The 15434-nt window shown below is 41.4% G+C and carries 15 protein-coding genes; 9 read left to right on the forward strand and 6 right to left on the reverse strand.

Annotated elements, in window-relative coordinates; all coding sequences use genetic code 11:
• The 5 genes from ACFPA1_RS00345 to ACFPA1_RS00365 all read left to right on the forward strand — a co-directional run.
• The coding region (locus ACFPA1_RS00345) for an IS1182 family transposase (RefSeq protein WP_378580784.1) at window positions 1-990 on the forward strand (990 nt) is incomplete at its 5' end.
• A gap of 232 nt (window positions 991-1222) precedes the next feature.
• A complete protein-coding gene (locus ACFPA1_RS00350) occupies window positions 1223-1447 on the forward strand; it encodes a FeoA family protein (protein WP_213116719.1) in 225 nt (74 codons plus the stop codon).
• On the forward strand, window positions 1448-3451 hold the full coding sequence (feoB, locus tag ACFPA1_RS00355) for a ferrous iron transport protein B (protein WP_378580786.1): 2004 nt from the start codon (window positions 1448-1450) through the stop codon (window positions 3449-3451).
• A 19-nt stretch (window positions 3452-3470) separates the two neighbouring features.
• Window positions 3471-3629: a FeoB-associated Cys-rich membrane protein gene (locus ACFPA1_RS00360; protein WP_378580788.1), complete on the forward strand. Its 159-nt coding sequence runs from the start codon at window positions 3471-3473 to the stop codon at window positions 3627-3629.
• Window positions 3630-3747: 118 nt separating this feature from the next.
• Window positions 3748-4206, forward strand: a complete 459-nt coding sequence (locus ACFPA1_RS00365; RefSeq protein WP_378580790.1) for a helix-turn-helix transcriptional regulator — start codon at window positions 3748-3750, stop codon at window positions 4204-4206.
• Between the two features lie 743 nt (window positions 4207-4949).
• On the opposite strand, the gene ACFPA1_RS00370 is transcribed toward ACFPA1_RS00365, so the two are convergent.
• On the reverse strand, window positions 4950-5864 hold the full coding sequence (locus ACFPA1_RS00370) for a nuclease-related domain-containing protein (protein ID WP_378580792.1): 915 nt from the start codon (window positions 5862-5864) through the stop codon (window positions 4950-4952).
• A gap of 510 nt (window positions 5865-6374) precedes the next feature.
• Here ACFPA1_RS00370 and ACFPA1_RS00375 point away from each other — a divergent pair.
• From ACFPA1_RS00375 to fumC, 3 genes are all read left to right on the forward strand, one after another.
• Window positions 6375-8132 (forward strand): ABC transporter ATP-binding protein, encoded by a 1758-nt coding sequence (locus ACFPA1_RS00375; protein WP_378580794.1) that lies wholly within the window; start codon window positions 6375-6377, stop codon window positions 8130-8132.
• Entirely contained in the window at window positions 8129-10147 is a 2019-nt protein-coding gene (locus ACFPA1_RS00380) for an ABC transporter ATP-binding protein (RefSeq protein ID WP_378580796.1), read from the forward strand. Before ACFPA1_RS00375 ends, ACFPA1_RS00380 begins: the two co-directional genes overlap by 4 nt.
• 302 nt (window positions 10148-10449) lie before the next feature.
• A complete protein-coding gene (gene fumC / locus ACFPA1_RS00385; protein ID WP_378581844.1) occupies window positions 10450-11829 on the forward strand; it encodes a class II fumarate hydratase in 1380 nt (459 codons plus the stop codon).
• Window positions 11830-11902: 73 nt separating this feature from the next.
• On the opposite strand, the gene ACFPA1_RS00390 is transcribed toward fumC, so the two are convergent.
• Window positions 11903-12106, reverse strand: coding sequence for an alpha/beta-type small acid-soluble spore protein (locus tag ACFPA1_RS00390; RefSeq protein ID WP_213116711.1), 204 nt, complete (start codon window positions 12104-12106; stop codon window positions 11903-11905).
• A 317-nt stretch (window positions 12107-12423) separates the two neighbouring features.
• Between ACFPA1_RS00390 and ACFPA1_RS00395 the strand changes: the two genes are divergently transcribed.
• Window positions 12424-12666 carry a hypothetical protein gene (locus ACFPA1_RS00395; RefSeq protein ID WP_213141091.1) on the forward strand — a complete coding sequence of 81 codons (243 nt, stop codon included), beginning with the start codon at window positions 12424-12426 and terminating at the stop codon, window positions 12664-12666.
• Window positions 12667-12729: 63 nt separating this feature from the next.
• On the opposite strand, the gene ACFPA1_RS00400 is transcribed toward ACFPA1_RS00395, so the two are convergent.
• From ACFPA1_RS00400 to ACFPA1_RS00415, 4 genes are all read right to left on the reverse strand, one after another.
• Window positions 12730-13842, reverse strand: coding sequence for an ABC transporter ATP-binding protein (locus ACFPA1_RS00400; RefSeq protein WP_378580799.1), 1113 nt, complete (start codon window positions 13840-13842; stop codon window positions 12730-12732).
• Between the two features lie 110 nt (window positions 13843-13952).
• On the reverse strand, window positions 13953-14852 hold the full coding sequence (locus ACFPA1_RS00405) for a PucR family transcriptional regulator (protein WP_378580801.1): 900 nt from the start codon (window positions 14850-14852) through the stop codon (window positions 13953-13955).
• A gap of 101 nt (window positions 14853-14953) precedes the next feature.
• Window positions 14954-15145: a hypothetical protein gene (locus tag ACFPA1_RS00410; protein ID WP_213141342.1), complete on the reverse strand. Its 192-nt coding sequence runs from the start codon at window positions 15143-15145 to the stop codon at window positions 14954-14956.
• A gap of 75 nt (window positions 15146-15220) precedes the next feature.
• The gene (locus tag ACFPA1_RS00415; RefSeq protein ID WP_378580803.1) at window positions 15221-15430 is read right to left on the reverse strand and encodes a YheE family protein; all 210 of its coding nucleotides are present in this window, start codon (window positions 15428-15430) and stop codon (window positions 15221-15223) included.
• Between the last annotated feature and the right edge of the window lie 4 nt (window positions 15431-15434).

Genomic DNA, 15434 nt, shown 5'->3' on the forward strand with positions numbered 1-15434 from the left:
ATTTTCTATCGTATTTTGAAGGAAGCCTCAGACAAGAAATTGATTAGTAGCGAGCACGTATTTATTGATTCTACACATGTTAAGGCAAGCGCTAATAAGCATAAATTTGAGAAAAAAGTAGTTCGAAAAGAATCAAAAGCTTATGAAGCACGTCTACAAGACGAGATTAATAAAGACCGCGAAGATCACGGAAAAAAGCCATTTCCTCCAGATAAATTTGATAAAGAGGAAAATAAAGAAATCAAGGAAAGTACTACTGATCCGGAAAGTGGTTATTACGTGAAAGATGAGCGAACAAAACAGTTTGCTTACTCATTCCACGCTGCTTCTGATCAAAATGGTTTTGTTTTAGGTGCAATTGTAACTCCAGGTAATATCCATGATAGTGTCATTTTTGAACCACTCCTTGAAAAGGTAATTGAAAAGCATGGAAAACCTGAAGCTGTTGCTGCTGACGCCGGATATAAAACATCTGCTATTGCTCAATACTTATTTGAAAATGATATGATCCCAGCTTTACCTTATACTCGCCCACGTACGAAGGATGGTTATTTAAGAAAGCATGAATATGTATATGATGAATACTACGATTGTTATATCTGTCCGCAAGGACAAGTATTAAAATATGCAACCACGACGAAGGAAGGCTACCGTCAGTACTTCTCTAATCCGCTTGAGTGTAAAAATTGCCCATTACTTTCACAGTGCACGCAGAGTAAAGAACATAGAAAGCTAATTCAGCGTCATGTTTGGGAGAACTATTTAGAAGAAGCCGACCATCTTCGTCACACACAAGAAAATAAAACCATTTATGCAAGACGTAAAGAAACGATTGAGCGTGTCTTTGCGGATGCAAAGGAGAAGCATGGTATGCGTTGGACAACCTTAAGGGGCCTAAAAAAATTGTCCATGCAGGCGATGCTTACTTTTGCTGCCATGAATTTGAAAAAGATGGCCAACTGGACGTGGAAGGGTCCAGAAATGGCATAATAATAGGTATGGGATAGGTCTAAAATTTGCTCTTACGAGCAATAATCCAACAAAAAGGCATCCGAATGGGCTCATTCGGATGCCTTTTGTCTACAATCTGGAAGAAAAGCCAAGTGCTTTTCTTTTTTTCTTTTTTTGTCACAAATTTTTATATTTTTTTTAAAAATTTAGGTGTAAAATGACAATATAGAAAGATAATCATTCTCAATTACAACGGATTGGGTGATAATATATGTTTACATCTTTGAAAGCAGGGGAAAAGGGGAAAATTGTTGATATTTCCCATGTCGGTAACCTTGTGAAAAGACGTCTGCTTGATTTAGGAATTACCGAAGGATCGGAAATATGTGTGAAATGCGTTATGCCTTTTGGCGGCCCGATTATGATTGAGTCCTGCGGCCAATGCGTCGGAATCCGCCGCAAGGAAGCCGTCCAGATTGAAGTGGAGAGAATATAAATGGAAATTGCTCTAATTGGAAACCCGAATACTGGAAAGACTTCATTGTTTAATAACCTCACAGGTTCCTATGAGTATGTGGGCAACTGGAGCGGAGTAACGGTTGAAAAGAAAGTTGGCGTTTTCAAAAATAATATTGGCAGATTAATAGATTTGCCGGGTGTCTACACACTAAACCCGCTTTCAAGAGATGAGGGAGTCGTCACTTCCTTTTTTCTAAACGATTCCGTCGATCGGCTATTGAATATATTGGATGCATCTCAATTAGAACGGAATCTACATTTAACCATGCAGCTGCTGGAGTTTGAAAAGCCGCTTTTAATTGGTTTAAATATGATTGATGTCGCTAGTCAGCGCGGGATTATGATTGATGCCGAGAAACTTTCGGAAAAACTGGGTGTCCCGGTTGTACCCGTCGTCGCCAGAAGCGGTAAGGGCTGTGACCAATTGGTTGATACTATTTCCACAAAATCATTTACGCCGGTGAAAAAGAACCTTGTAAACTATGGTGTGGAAGTGGAAAAGGCAATTGCCGACCTATCTCAGGAACTGGCTGGGAAAACGGAGCATTCAAAGCGCTTTTTGGCGATTCAGTATTTTGAAGGAAATGAATACGTAAAAAATTACGTAACGCGAATTGTGGATAGCGAAAAACTTGAAGCTCTTTCAGCTAAATTGGAAGAGTCCATCAAGAAATCGTATGACGTTAAAACATTACCAAACTTTATTTATATGAAAAGAAAAGCAGCGATTGAAAAAATTATCGCTGAAACAACGAGCAAACGTGATGGTGTCGTGCCATTATCTGAAAGAATTGACAGCATTGTCACCAATAAATATCTTGGAATGCCAATTTTCTTATTGCTTATGTATTTAATGTTTATGCTGACATTTGATTGGCTCGGGACGCCGATGTCGGATGCACTTGATGGGTTATTGACAGGACCGGTCGCGGCTGGTATTGAAAAAGCCCTGACGGCTGTTCATGCGTCTGCCTTTATTCATGCGCTGATTATTGAAGGATTAGTTGCCGGGGTTGGCGGTGTTCTTGTTTTTGTACCGCAGATTTTTATTTTGTTCTTTTTCATATCGTTATTAGAGGATTCCGGCTATATGGCCCGCGTCGCGTTGGTTATGGACAGAATTATGGAATCGGTTGGGTTGAACGGGAAAGCATTTATCCCAATGATGATTGGGTTTGGCTGTAATGTTCCGGGCATCATGGCGGCAAGAACGATCGAAACACCGCGTGAACGGCTGTTAACAATCTTGCTGACTCCGTTAATGTCTTGCTCAGCACGTCTGCCTGTGTATGCCTTATTTGTCGGGGCATTTTTTGCAGCCCATAAAGCTTTTATTGTCTTAAGCTTATATGTATTAGGGATTGTAGTCGCGTTAATCTTAGCAAAAATCTTTTCATCGACCATGTTAAAATCGCAGACTTCCTTATTTGTCATTGAATTGCCGCCATATCGGCTGCCGCAGTTTCAATCCTTATGGAGAAGCACCTGGGATAAAGGCAAGGGATTTGTACGGAAAGCAGGTACGTTTATATTTGCCGGTTCCGTTTTCATTTGGATTTTATCCTATGCAGGGCCGGGCGGCTTGAAGGTGGAAATGGATGACAGTTTCCTTGCGGCAATCGGCGGTGTCATTGCCCCGATTTTAGCACCGATTGGCTTTGGTACATGGCAGGCGGCAGCATCCTTAATTACCGGCTTCCTTGCCAAAGAAGCGATCATTTCGACGATGAACATTATTTATTTTGTGCCGAATGATTCGAGTCTGCAGGGGCTGCTGGCCAATTACTATACACCGCTTGCTGCTTACAGCTTTATGGTGTTTATTTTATTGTACATTCCATGCTTGGCCACTACCGCAACCATTTATAAAGAAACAGGCTCAAAAAAATGGACAGCCTTCGCGATCGGCTATGCATTAGTCATTGCCTATGTTTTATCGCTGATTATTTATCAGGGCGGCAAGCTGTTTGGTCTGGTATAAACAAAAGGAGTGAAATTCTATGATTGCTAGCATTGTTATTGGAGTTGCTATTTTTGGATATGCCACTTGGGCACTTGTACGATTTATTAATCGCTCGAAACAAGGAAAATGTGCTGCATGCGAATTGAACAAATCTTGCTCCGGCGGATGTAGTGTACCGCCAGAAATCAGTAAGTAATGAATGAACTGCTATCTTATGGGATAGCAGTTTTTTTTATGTGAATACCCTTATTACTTTTAAAATTGGGAAAACTTGTGTAAAATTACACTAGAAGTTATTGAAGGAAGGGCTTTGTATGACCAGAGATGAAATTATTCAGATTGTTTCAGAGAAATTGCGGCTAATCCGGACTGAAGCAGGCTACACTCAGGATAAAATGGCAGATATTATTGGTGTTTCTAAGAAAACCCTTGTACAGATTGAAAAAGGAAGAGTTCTTGCCAACTGGTCAACGGTAGTTTCTGTTTGTGCCTTATTTCGTGAAACAGAAACGGTCCAATTTTTATTTGGAAACGAGCCCCTTGAAGTACTTGAAACGGTAGCAAGAGAAGGCATTGATTACCGGAAAGCCAAAACACTTGGCGGCCGGGTCTGGTGGCGGGTCGTTGTAAAGAAGAACGGATTCGTCCTCCAACAGAATATTCTAAGCAAGCATTTTCGGATCTTGGATGGGGGAAATTACCGTATTTTCAGCAGCTTTGACGAAAAGTTTTCTAAGCAGCAGTTCAAGGAATTGTCTAAAAGTGAAGACTAAATACATGAAGATGGGATGGCCGTGGGTGGGGGGCTGTCTTTTTTCTGTTTATGGGATGGTTTGATGGCGGGTACATGAGCCTAATCCAACGAAAGAACGGAGAGTTGGGAAGTATGGAGATGGTATATGAGCCCGAAAACGTCGAAAGAACGAAGAGTTGGGAAGCATAGAGATGGTCTATGCGCCCAAAACGTCGAAAGAACGAAGAGTTGGGAAGCATAGAGATGGTCTATGAGCCCGAAACGTCGAAATAACGAAGAGTTGGGAAGCATAGAGATGGTCTATGAGCCCGAACCATCGAAGGAATTCAGAGTTGGGTAGCATAGAAAGGGTCTATGAGCCCAAACCATCGAAGGAATCAAGAGTTGGGGAGCATAGAAAGGGTATATGCGCCCGAACCATTGAAAGAACAAAAAATTTGGTAGCATAGAAAGGGTATATGAGCCCGAACCATCGAAGGAATCAAGAGTTGGGTAGCATAGAAAGGGTATATGCGCCCGAACCATCGAAAGAACGAAGAGTTGGGTAGCATAGAAAGGGTATATGCACCCGAACCATCGAAAGAACGAAAAATTGGGTAGCATAGAAAGAGCCCGAACCACCGAGTGAATCAAGAGTTGGGTAGCATAAAAAGGGTATATGCTACCGCAACAAGGTATAATTTTCAAAAACGGTATTATAAAAATGGTGTAAGCTGCTAAAATCGTATTAAAAATCAAGAACTTGGTAGAAACCTGCCCCAACTATACATAATAAGTCCATTTTCCAGATGACATCACCTTATAGTTCTGTTTTAGGACTCTTCCAATCGTTTTTCTCGGGACTGCGCACCCGCACCACTCATAAACAGCACTTGTCGTAATCCTAATCTCCGGAAAAAGCAACACCAACTCCCTCATGCACCGCAGCACCACAGACTCCATCCGCTCCTCACACCCGCAAGTATTACAAACCATTTTCCTCTCCCCAACAGAAACCGAAAATGAGATACACTTTGAACAATAAGGACCCTTTTTCAGCCCATCATAACTATAAGTCGGCTTTGGGGGATTTGGATAATCACCTTGATCCAGAGAAATTAACAGGTCTGCCAGCCTCTCATGGCCGCCATTCAGGTTCGATGGGATATTTTCTAATTTTCTTATGAAGCGATTGAGTTGTGTTGGGAGAATAACATGATTGTTTTGAGGAGCATTGTATAGGTTAAATGTGGGGCTAATATGAACTACGTAGGATTCAACCGGCAGATTAAATCTGTACTCTTCGAGAAGTTGCCGCAGCTTGGACTCGGCCTTCAACAATTGAAGGATAGGGTCGTCAATTTCGGTATCATTTTTACAAAAACGGTCGGGATCAGACTTATAAATATAATCTCCTTCAAAATTTTTAACATCAATCAGGTAAATCGTTTTTTGAAAAATAATCACCGTATCGATTTGAAAATGCTTTTCTTTCAATTTAAAGAGTAAGCCATTTAATACAATGCAGTTATTCTTCAATTCTTGGGTAATTGCATCAAACATCACTTCTCCTTGATAGCCTTTTTCAAGAGCGTAGTACTTTCTACCGTCTTTGTCGGAAAGGTTTATCCGCGGGTTTAAGGCCCGTAACATAAGTAACTCCTCTGTTTCACGGCGTGATTTTTTGGGTGTAGGCATAGTCCACATCCTTTCAAATAATTAATATCCCATTTCCCATTTTACTTCAAATTGCAGAAAGTTAATTTCGAATATTTGAAAACTTTGTTAATATTTGTCGACCAAATAGAGCTAAGATAATTCCGAAAAATGGGAATTGACAATTAAAAAATATGGTGTTAATCTTACAAAGTAAGAAAAAAAAGGAAATGGAGGGCTGCAAAATGATTATCTTAAACCACTTAACTAATCAATCAACTGAATATGTTAACGCAGCCACCACTAAAGGGATTTCCTTGTAATCTACACTTCACTTTTGTATTTACAAACACAGGCTGCGTTACTTTGTGATGCGCGGCGTGTGTTTTTTATTTTTAAAAAAGAGGCATACTGCACAATTGCGGCAGTATGTCTCTTTTTTTATAAAAAAAGGAGGAATTAGCATGCTGAAAAGACTCAATGTAAGGCTCGCACACAAAATAGGAGATCTAGAAAGCGGATAGATTAAACCGAAATAGGGGGAATAACAGCATGTTTTCCGTATTAAAGAAATTAAGCTGGTTTTTTAAAGAAAATTGGAAGCGCTACCTAGTAGCGGTCACTTTACTTATATTCGTGGGGTTATTAGATGTCATACCGCCCAAATTAATTGGCTTGGCGATTGATGATATTCATTCAGGGGCGATGACAAACCAAAAAATCTTCATGTATCTTGTCTATCTCACCATCATTATGGTTTCATCCTACGCCATCACTTATATATGGCAATATCAATTGTTCGGCGGTGCTTTTTTAATCGAAAGAAAGCTGCGCTCAAGATTTATGGGCCATCTTTTAAAAATGACGCCGGCCTTTTTTGAAAAGAATCGTACCGGGGATTTAATGGCTCGGGCCACCAACGATTTAAAAGCTATTTCCATTACAGCCGGATTCGGGATTTTAACGCTTGTCGATTCGAGTGTCTGGATGCTGACGATTCTGTTTACGATGGGCTTTTTCATCAGCTGGAAGCTGACCTTGGCGGCGATTCTGCCGCTGCCAATCATGGCCATCCTGATGCAAATGTACGGCAAAAAGATCCACACTCGCTTTACCGAAGCACAGGATGCCTTCGGCGAATTAAATGACCGCGTTCTTGAATCGATTGCCGGAGTAAGAGTCATCCGTGCCTATGTCCAGGAAAATGCGGACCGCGAGCGGTTTCACGAATTGACCGAAGATGTTTATCAAAAAAATATAAACGTCGCCAGAATCGATTCGTTATTTGATCCGACCATAAAAATACTGGTCGGCCTCAGCTATTTAATTGGCATTGGTTACGGAGCCACGCTCGTTTTTCATCAGGCTATCACCTTGGGAGACCTCGTTTCCTTTAATGTGTACCTGGGGATGATGATTTGGCCGATGTTTGCGGTCGGCGAACTGATCAACGTAATGCAGCGGGGGAATGCCTCGCTCGACCGGGTCCATGAAACACTCAGCTATCAGGAAGAGGTCCAAAACCCATCCCAGCCAATAAAGATAACCAAAGCAAATCCAATCAATTTCGAAAAAGTAACGTTTCGTTACCCATCTTCGAAAACGGATAATCTGCAAAATGTCACCGTCAAGCTGCTTCAAGGTCAGACGCTTGGGGTTGTCGGTAAGACTGGCAGCGGAAAAACCACTTTTATCAAGCAATTGTTGAGGCAATATCCACTTGGAACAGGCGGACTTTCAATCGGCGGGGCCTCCATTGAGGACCAAACACTAGAACAAGTGCGCCAATGGATTGGCTATGTCCCGCAGGACCATGTACTTTTTTCAAGAAGTGTAAAGGAAAATATTTTGTTCGGCAGTAAGGATGCATCTGAGGACGACCTAGAGACCGCCATTGACCTAGCGGCTTTTCGCAAGGACCTGCAAATGCTCCCGGAAGGTCTCGAGACACTAGTTGGGGAAAAGGGAGTCGCGTTATCGGGCGGGCAAAAGCAGCGGATTTCGATTGCCCGTGCGCTCATTAAAAATCCGGAAATACTGATTCTCGATGATTCCTTATCTGCAGTTGATGCGAAAACGGAGAAGAAAATCATCGACAATATCCGAACAGTAAGAAACGGGAAAACAACGATTATCACTACGCACAGAATGTCTGCAGTCCAGCATGCCGACCATATCATTGTCCTTGATGAAGGGGCCATTATTGAGGAAGGAACCCATGAACAGCTGCTGGAGCGGGACGGCTGGTATAAAGAGCAATTCTTGCGCCAGCAGGTCGAAGCCAAAATCGAAGAGGAGGTGTCAGCATGAAGGTTGGCAGACGCTTAATTAATTACGCTTTAATTTATAAAAAAATCATTATCGCGGCCCTGTTCATGCTGACCATCTCGGTCGTTACGGATTTGGCCGGACCATTTATCGCAAAGAACATCATCGACCAGCATATTTTAGGGATTGAGTCGGTTTGGTATGAAACAGGAGCAAAAGACGATAAAGCCGTTAGCTATAACGGAACGTTTTATAAACGGGAAAAGTATTTTTCAAACGGCGAGGAAAAGGGAGAAAAAGTCCGGATCCTTCAGGTAGGAACAAAGTTTGTGTTTATAGAGGACGATCTGGAATTTGACGGAAAAAGAAACCTCAAGGACAGTAAACTATTTATTTCAAAAGGGAAAAAGCAAGCAGAATACCCTGCAAAAATTATCAAAGGGCCTGAACTTTTAGCGTTTTATCAGCCAGAAATACCAGGGATCTTTAAACTGCTGGCAGTGTATTTTGGACTCTTGGTGGTTTCGGCCATTTTTCAATACGGCGAGCACTTCCTTTTGAAAAAATCAGCCAACCGGATTATTCAAAAAATGCGTGAGGATGTGTTTCATCATATTCAAAGACTTCCAGTCCGCTATTTTGACAACCTTCCGGCAGGCAAGGTTGTTGCCAGAATCACAAATGACACCGAGGCGATTCGTGAGCTTTATGTAACCGTATTGGCAGCCTTTTTTACAAGCGCCATTTATATTACTGGCATTTACTCAGCATTATTTATTTTAAATGCAAAGCTGGCGGCAATTTGTTTGCTACTCTTGCCCATTTTGTATATTTGGATTTTGATTTACAGGAAGTATGCTTCCAGATATAATCGGGTGATTCGTTCGCGGAACAGTGAAATCAATGCGATGGTTAATGAATCGATTCAGGGGATGAATATTATCCAGGCCTTCAACCGGGAAAAGGAAACGATGAAGGATTTTGAGAATCTGAACCATGGCCATTTTACCTACCAAAACAAACTGTTAAACCTGAATGCCTTAACAGGTCACAACCTGGTGGGGATTTTAAGAAATCTCGTGTTTGTGGCATTTATCTGGTATTTTGGAGGCCAGGCACTTTCACCTTCAGCTGTCATTTCTTTAGGAATGCTGTACGCTTTTGTCGATTACATCAATCGGCTGTTTCAGCCCGTCCAAGGCATTGTCAACCAATTGGCCAATCTAGAGACAGCGCTTGTTGCTGGTGAGAGGGTATTTACGCTGATGGATGAGCCGGGGGAAAATGTCAGTCAGGAACGAATTTCACGGATTAAAGGCAATGTCACATTCGAAAATGTTTCTTTTGGTTACAAAGACGGTGAATATGTTCTAAAGAATATTCAATTTGAGGCAAAGTCTGGGGAAACGGTGGCGCTTGTTGGCCATACCGGTTCCGGGAAAAGCTCCATCATGAATCTTCTTTTTCGATATTACGACTTTCAGAAAGGAAAAATCTTGATTGACGGAAAAGATATCGAATGCTTCCCGCGGCAAACAATCCGTCAGCATATGGGGATTGTCCTGCAGGACCCGTATTTATTTACAGGAACAATCGCCTCCAATGTGAGTCTAAATGATCCGTCCATTACAAGTGAAAAAGTCGAAAAAGCATTACGAGATGTTGGTGCGGAAAAAGTTTTTAAAAACCTAGAAAACGGTTATGACGAACCGGTTATTGAAAAAGGCAGCACTTTATCAAGCGGTCAGCGCCAGTTGATTTCTTTTGCCCGTGCCCTTGCTTATAATCCGGCTATTCTCATTTTGGATGAAGCCACCTCCAGCATTGATACTGAAACGGAAGCGCTGATCCAAGAGGCGATGGATGTCTTGAAGAAGGGAAGAACAACCTTTATCATCGCCCACCGTCTGTCGACGATTCGAAATGCGGACCAAATTCTCGTCCTAGACCGCGGCACCATCGTCGAACGCGGGACTCATGATGAATTAATGGCGCTTAAGGGAAAATATTATCAAATGTATGAGCTTCAGCTTGGAAGCACAGACATGGCAGGTTAATTGAAAAAGTTCATAAAAAATTCATTTCTTTGCGTTAAAAGTGTAATTTTAATCACTTGTCATCCTTTCACCCCATGATATTGTAGTTTTAATTCAAATAAAAAATGGGGTGGCAAATCAATGTCAGATTACACAGTTGTTCTAACCATTGGCAGTTTTTTAGTTCTTACGTATTACATTGGCTATACACTTATTAGCAGACATTAAGGCTGCGGACAATGTTCCGCAGTTTTTTTTATTTATAAAACAGATTAGTTTGGGAATACATATGAAAGGATGATAAATAGTGAGGTGGAAAAATGATGGTAAAATTCAGAATTGAACACGATACCCTGGGGGAAGTCCGTGTTCCTGAGGATAAATTTTGGGGAGCACAGACGCAGCGGAGTAAAGAGAATTTTAAAATCGGGATGGAAAAAATGCCGCTCGAGCTCGTTTATGGTTTGGTTTACATTAAGCAGGCGGCTGCGATTGTTAATCATCAGCTCGGTAAATTGAGTGAGGATAAAATGAACGCCATCAAAAAGGTGTCTGAAGACATCTTAGCCGGACAACATGATGAACATTTTCCATTGGCGGTATGGCAGACAGGAAGCGGTACACAGTCCAATATGAACGTCAATGAAGTCATTGCCAATCGCGCTAATGAATGGTTAAAAAGTCAAAATAGCACCGAAAAGATTCATCCAAATGATGATGTTAATATGTCGCAAAGCTCAAACGATACTTTTCCGACGGCAATGCATATTGCTGCCTTTATAAAAATTACCGAAAATCTTATTCCGGCAATACAGGAATTAAAAAATACGCTGATAGAAAAGGAAAAAGCCTTCGTAAATATCGTAAAAATCGGCAGAACCCATCTGCAGGATGCAACACCGCTTACTTTGGGGCAGGAAATCAGCGGCTGGAGGTATATGCTCGAGAATAATGAGCAAATGATTACAGAGGCATGCCAGCACCTGCTTCAATTAGCGATCGGCGGAACTGCAGTCGGTACGGGAATCAACGCTAGTCCGGAGTTTGGCGCAAAAGTCGCTGAAGAGCTCCACAAGCTGACTGGTTTCCCGTTTCAAACATCAGAAAATAAATTCCACGCTCTGACAAGCCATGATGAAATCGTTTATGTCCATGGGGCTTTAAAAGCATTGGCGGCCGATTTAATGAAAATTGCCAATGATGTCAGATGGCTTGCAAGCGGCCCGCGCAGCGGCATCGGCGAACTGACGATACCGGCCAATGAGCCTGGAAGCTCAATTATGCCAGGGAAAGTGAATCCAACACAAAGTGAAGCATTGACGATGGTTGCCTGCCAAATCTTTGGGAATGATGCATGCATTGGCTTTGCCGCAAGCCAGGGCAATTTCGAATTAAATGTATTTAAACCGGTGATTATTTATAATTTAATCCAATCAATCAGGCTTTTAACCGACAGCATTCGTTCCTTTAATGTCAACTGTGCAGTTGGCATTGAAGCAAATGAAGAAGCTATTAAAGAGCATGTGGGACGTTCGTTAATGCTGGTTACCGCCTTAAACCCTTATATCGGCTATGAAAAAGCAGCTGCAATCGCCAAACTTGCCTTTAAAGAAAATAGCACCCTGAAGGAAGCGGCAATCAAAACGGGGTATCTGACCGCTGAGCAATTCGATGAGTGGATTAAGCCAGAAAAAATGGTGTAAACAAAGGAAAGCCCCCTCCAAAGGAGGGGGCTCTTAGCCATATTATGAACTTTTATCAATAAGGTTTACTTAATTAGCGTTGGAAACCGCCAAGTTGAGATTCAGCCATAGCGACAAGACGCTTAGTGATTTCTCCTCCAACAGATCCGTTAGCGCGAGAAGTTGTGTCCGCTCCAAGATTTACGCCAAATTCTTGAGCAATTTCATACTTCATTGAATCAAGTGCTTGTTGTACTCCTGGTACTAAAAGTTGGTTAGAGTTGTTGTTGTTAGCCATAGTTAGTTAACACTCCTCTTTTTAGTTTTGGGGTTAGTATGGAGTTGAACCATAATGGGATTATTACCATAGCCTCCTTGGCCTAACCCATGATAATTGTTTTGGTTGGATGAACCGGAGTTGCACCGGTTGTAACCCTGTCTGGCTTCATCCATCGTTGTAAGTGATGTTTGTTTTTCCTGGTGGGGTGTTGCTTGTAATCTTATTATGACTAAATCTAAAAAGCTTATTCGAAAATTTTAAGTGGAAATTTATTCTATATCATAGGGGGGACAAAGTGACGCAAACTAAAGAAAACAAATTAAAGGGTGAATTAGATGAACGTATGCCCGGTATGTAACGGCTTGAGGGAAGTATACTTATTATGTGCCAATTGCGGAGAGCCAATGTTGGAAAGCGGCAGACTTCAAGATTACTACGATGATTACAGCCCCTATATGGAAATTGACTTGATGAAAATGGAGGATGGTTACGCAGATACCTATTCTGATCATAAGTGTCCGCATCTTTATCGCTGCCATGCCTGCCATAAAGATGATGTTATCTTTATTAAAGAATAATCAAAAGGTCCTGACCTCATTCTGCGGTATTGCAGAGTGATCAGGACCCTAAAGAATCATATTTTATTTTTCGCTTTGTGGGCGGATACGTAGCTCTGTTTCCGTATCGAAGAAGTGGGCCTTGTTTAAATCAAATGCCAATTCTAATTTATCGCCAGGTCTTACATCGCTGCGAGAATCAAGGCGGGCCACATAATCTTGGCCTTCGATGCTGGAGTAAATCATTAATTCTGCACCAGTTAATTCGGCAACATCAATATGGGCAGCAATCTTTGTACCTGTGGAAGCTTCAATAAACAATGGCTCGTCATGAATATCTTCAGGGCGGACACCAAGGATCAGCGATTTGCCGACATAGCCTTGTTCGCGAAGGAATTTCATTTTTCCTTCCGGAACAGCAATGGAGGTTTTACCAATGATAAATTTGCCGTCTTCTAATTTTCCGTTGAAGAAGTTCATCGCTGGTGATCCGATAAAGCCGCCAACAAAGACATTTTCAGGCTTTTCATAAACTTCTTTTGGTGAACCAACCTGCTGGATGATGCCATCCTTCATAACGACTAATCGGGTTGCCATTGTCATGGCCTCAGTTTGGTCGTGTGTTACATAAATAGTTGTTGTATTTAAGCGGCGGTGAAGCTTGGCGATTTCAGCGCGCATTTGCACACGAAGCTTGGCATCAAGGTTTGATAATGGCTCGTCCATTAGGAATACCTTTGCATCACGAACGATTGCACGGCCTAATGCAACACGCTGGCGCTGACCACCTGATAACGCCTTCGGCTTACGAGCTAAATAAGCTTCAAGGCCAAGGATTTTAGCTGCTTCTTTCACACGGCGGTCGATTTCATCTTTAGGAAATTTGCGAAGCTTTAAACCGAATGCCATATTATCATAAACGGTCATATGCGGATAAAGCGCATAGTTTTGGAAAACCATTGCAATATCGCGGTCTTTTGGTGCTACGTCGTTTACGCGTTTGCCATCAATGAGAAAATCCCCTTTTGAGATTTCTTCAAGACCGGCAATCATTCTAAGTGTCGTTGATTTTCCGCATCCGGATGGGCCGACAAATACGATAAATTCCTTATCATCAATGTGTAAATTGAAATCTTTAACTGCCGTTACCTTGTTGTCGTAAATTTTATAAATATGGTCTAATTTTAATTCAGCCATGTTCACAGCCTCCTTGTGGTTGTTTGTACTTTAAGTTTACAAGGAAAGCGCTTTAATCGATATGGTCAGGCTGCACAAATATTGAAAACGCTTTTTTGGGCAGATTGACATTATCCCTCTTGTTCAAATAGCAGGCATGCTAAAAACACGATAAACGCACCGTTAAAATCCTTTAATACTATTCCTGTTTTATCCACGAATTTATCAATCCGATATTGCAGTGTGTTTCGGTGAATATATAACTTTTTAGCTGTAAGACTGGCATTTAAATTGGTTTCAAGAAATACTTTTATCGTTGAAAACATTTCCGGATCATCACCAAAAAGCGAAAAAACCGCTTCGGGAACCATATTTTTTATTTCAGCAGGCAAGCGGGCAGAAAGGTAAGCCGGAAAAATTCTTTCAAAAGAAAAAATCTTTGAATTGTGCACTTTCACTAGAGCAAACTGGAATAATTCTCTTTCCTCTTGGAAGAAGTCCTTTAACTGCTTAGAAAAAGGATGAACTTTTCCGATGAAAAAAGTGACACTTTCATAAAAATCGCTTTCCAATGTTTCTGAAATGGCCAACAATTCTTCTTCGGAAAGAGAAATTTGTTTTTGTTCCTCTATAACCACACCTTTGGAGTGACTTTCCCAAAGAAACACAGCCTCATCCGAAAAGAAGCCTTTTAACGCAGTTTCCATTTCCTTTTGATCTGTAACATCGCCATTTAAATGAAATTGGATAAAGCGAAATGACGTGTCCTGCTTCTCTGAAGGGAGAACCCCATTTAAAAATAAAAACTCATACCAGGTGTTTACTCTAGACGACACGGCTGAAGACTGCTCCACCAGTTCATACAAAGTCTTTAGAAGGTGGAGCTCTTTTTCACTAATTTCTTTTTTGGGAATACCCAGCCATTCATCGGAGGACTGGTCGTAAAACAGATAAAGCTGTTCAGATGGCACATCTGGCCTTTCGGAAAACAGCAGTGAATTTTCATATACAGTAAGTAATTTTCTAAGCATCGTTCATTTCCCCATTAGATTTCTTAGAGCCTATTATACCAGTTTCAATTTGTTTCCACAGAAAAATTGCCGAACCCTCTAAACTGGCTCGGCAAATGTTATCATGTATTTTCATTTGGCGGTGATTCTTCTATTAGATCGCGCGCTTCTTCAATATTTGTTGAATCATAACGGGCGTGGACAGACCCTCCGGACATTCCTTCATTAATCATTCTGTCAATATCCATGTAAGCCATGTCTCTGCCTTCATATGCAGACCCTTCAGTGATAGGCTGTTCATTTTTTTTAGTCACGTTCAACCATCCTTTCCTTCTAATTCGTTTTTAGTTTGTACAGAAAGGATGGAGTTTCATGCAGGGAATAGTCGATTATTCATATACATGGTAAAGCATTAGCTCGTGAATCTGGCTCGTCAATGCCTTCAAATCTTCTTCGGCAGGAGGTTTTGAGGTCCATTCAAGGTTTCCTGTTTGGTGATAAACTCCTGTATATCTCTGTTTTTTAAAATAGAAGGAAATATTCCAGCCGGGAATATTGGTATTTTCAAAAAGCGGCTTATATTGAAAATGCATGATCACCTTA

This window comes from Neobacillus sp. GCM10023253 (assembly GCF_042653105.1).
GTDB lineage: Bacteria > Bacillota > Bacilli > Bacillales > Cytobacillaceae > Neobacillus > Neobacillus citreus.

Coding starts and splice junctions, on each gene's coding strand:
- ACFPA1_RS00350 (WP_213116719.1), top strand. CDS start 1,223: ATGTTTACATCTTTGAAAGCAGGGGAAAAGGGGAAAATTGTTGATATT.
- feoB (WP_378580786.1), top strand. CDS start 1,448: ATGGAAATTGCTCTAATTGGAAACCCGAATACTGGAAAGACTTCATTG.
- ACFPA1_RS00360 (WP_378580788.1), top strand. CDS start 3,471: ATGATTGCTAGCATTGTTATTGGAGTTGCTATTTTTGGATATGCCACT.
- ACFPA1_RS00365 (WP_378580790.1), top strand. CDS start 3,748: ATGACCAGAGATGAAATTATTCAGATTGTTTCAGAGAAATTGCGGCTA.
- ACFPA1_RS00370 (WP_378580792.1), bottom strand. CDS start 5,864: ATGCCTACACCCAAAAAATCACGCCGTGAAACAGAGGAGTTACTTATG.
- ACFPA1_RS00375 (WP_378580794.1), top strand. CDS start 6,375: ATGTTTTCCGTATTAAAGAAATTAAGCTGGTTTTTTAAAGAAAATTGG.
- ACFPA1_RS00380 (WP_378580796.1), top strand. CDS start 8,129: ATGAAGGTTGGCAGACGCTTAATTAATTACGCTTTAATTTATAAAAAA.
- fumC (WP_378581844.1), top strand. CDS start 10,450: ATGGTAAAATTCAGAATTGAACACGATACCCTGGGGGAAGTCCGTGTT.
- ACFPA1_RS00390 (WP_213116711.1), bottom strand. CDS start 12,106: ATGGCTAACAACAACAACTCTAACCAACTTTTAGTACCAGGAGTACAA.
- ACFPA1_RS00395 (WP_213141091.1), top strand. CDS start 12,424: ATGAACGTATGCCCGGTATGTAACGGCTTGAGGGAAGTATACTTATTA.
- ACFPA1_RS00400 (WP_378580799.1), bottom strand. CDS start 13,842: ATGGCTGAATTAAAATTAGACCATATTTATAAAATTTACGACAACAAG.
- ACFPA1_RS00405 (WP_378580801.1), bottom strand. CDS start 14,852: ATGCTTAGAAAATTACTTACTGTATATGAAAATTCACTGCTGTTTTCC.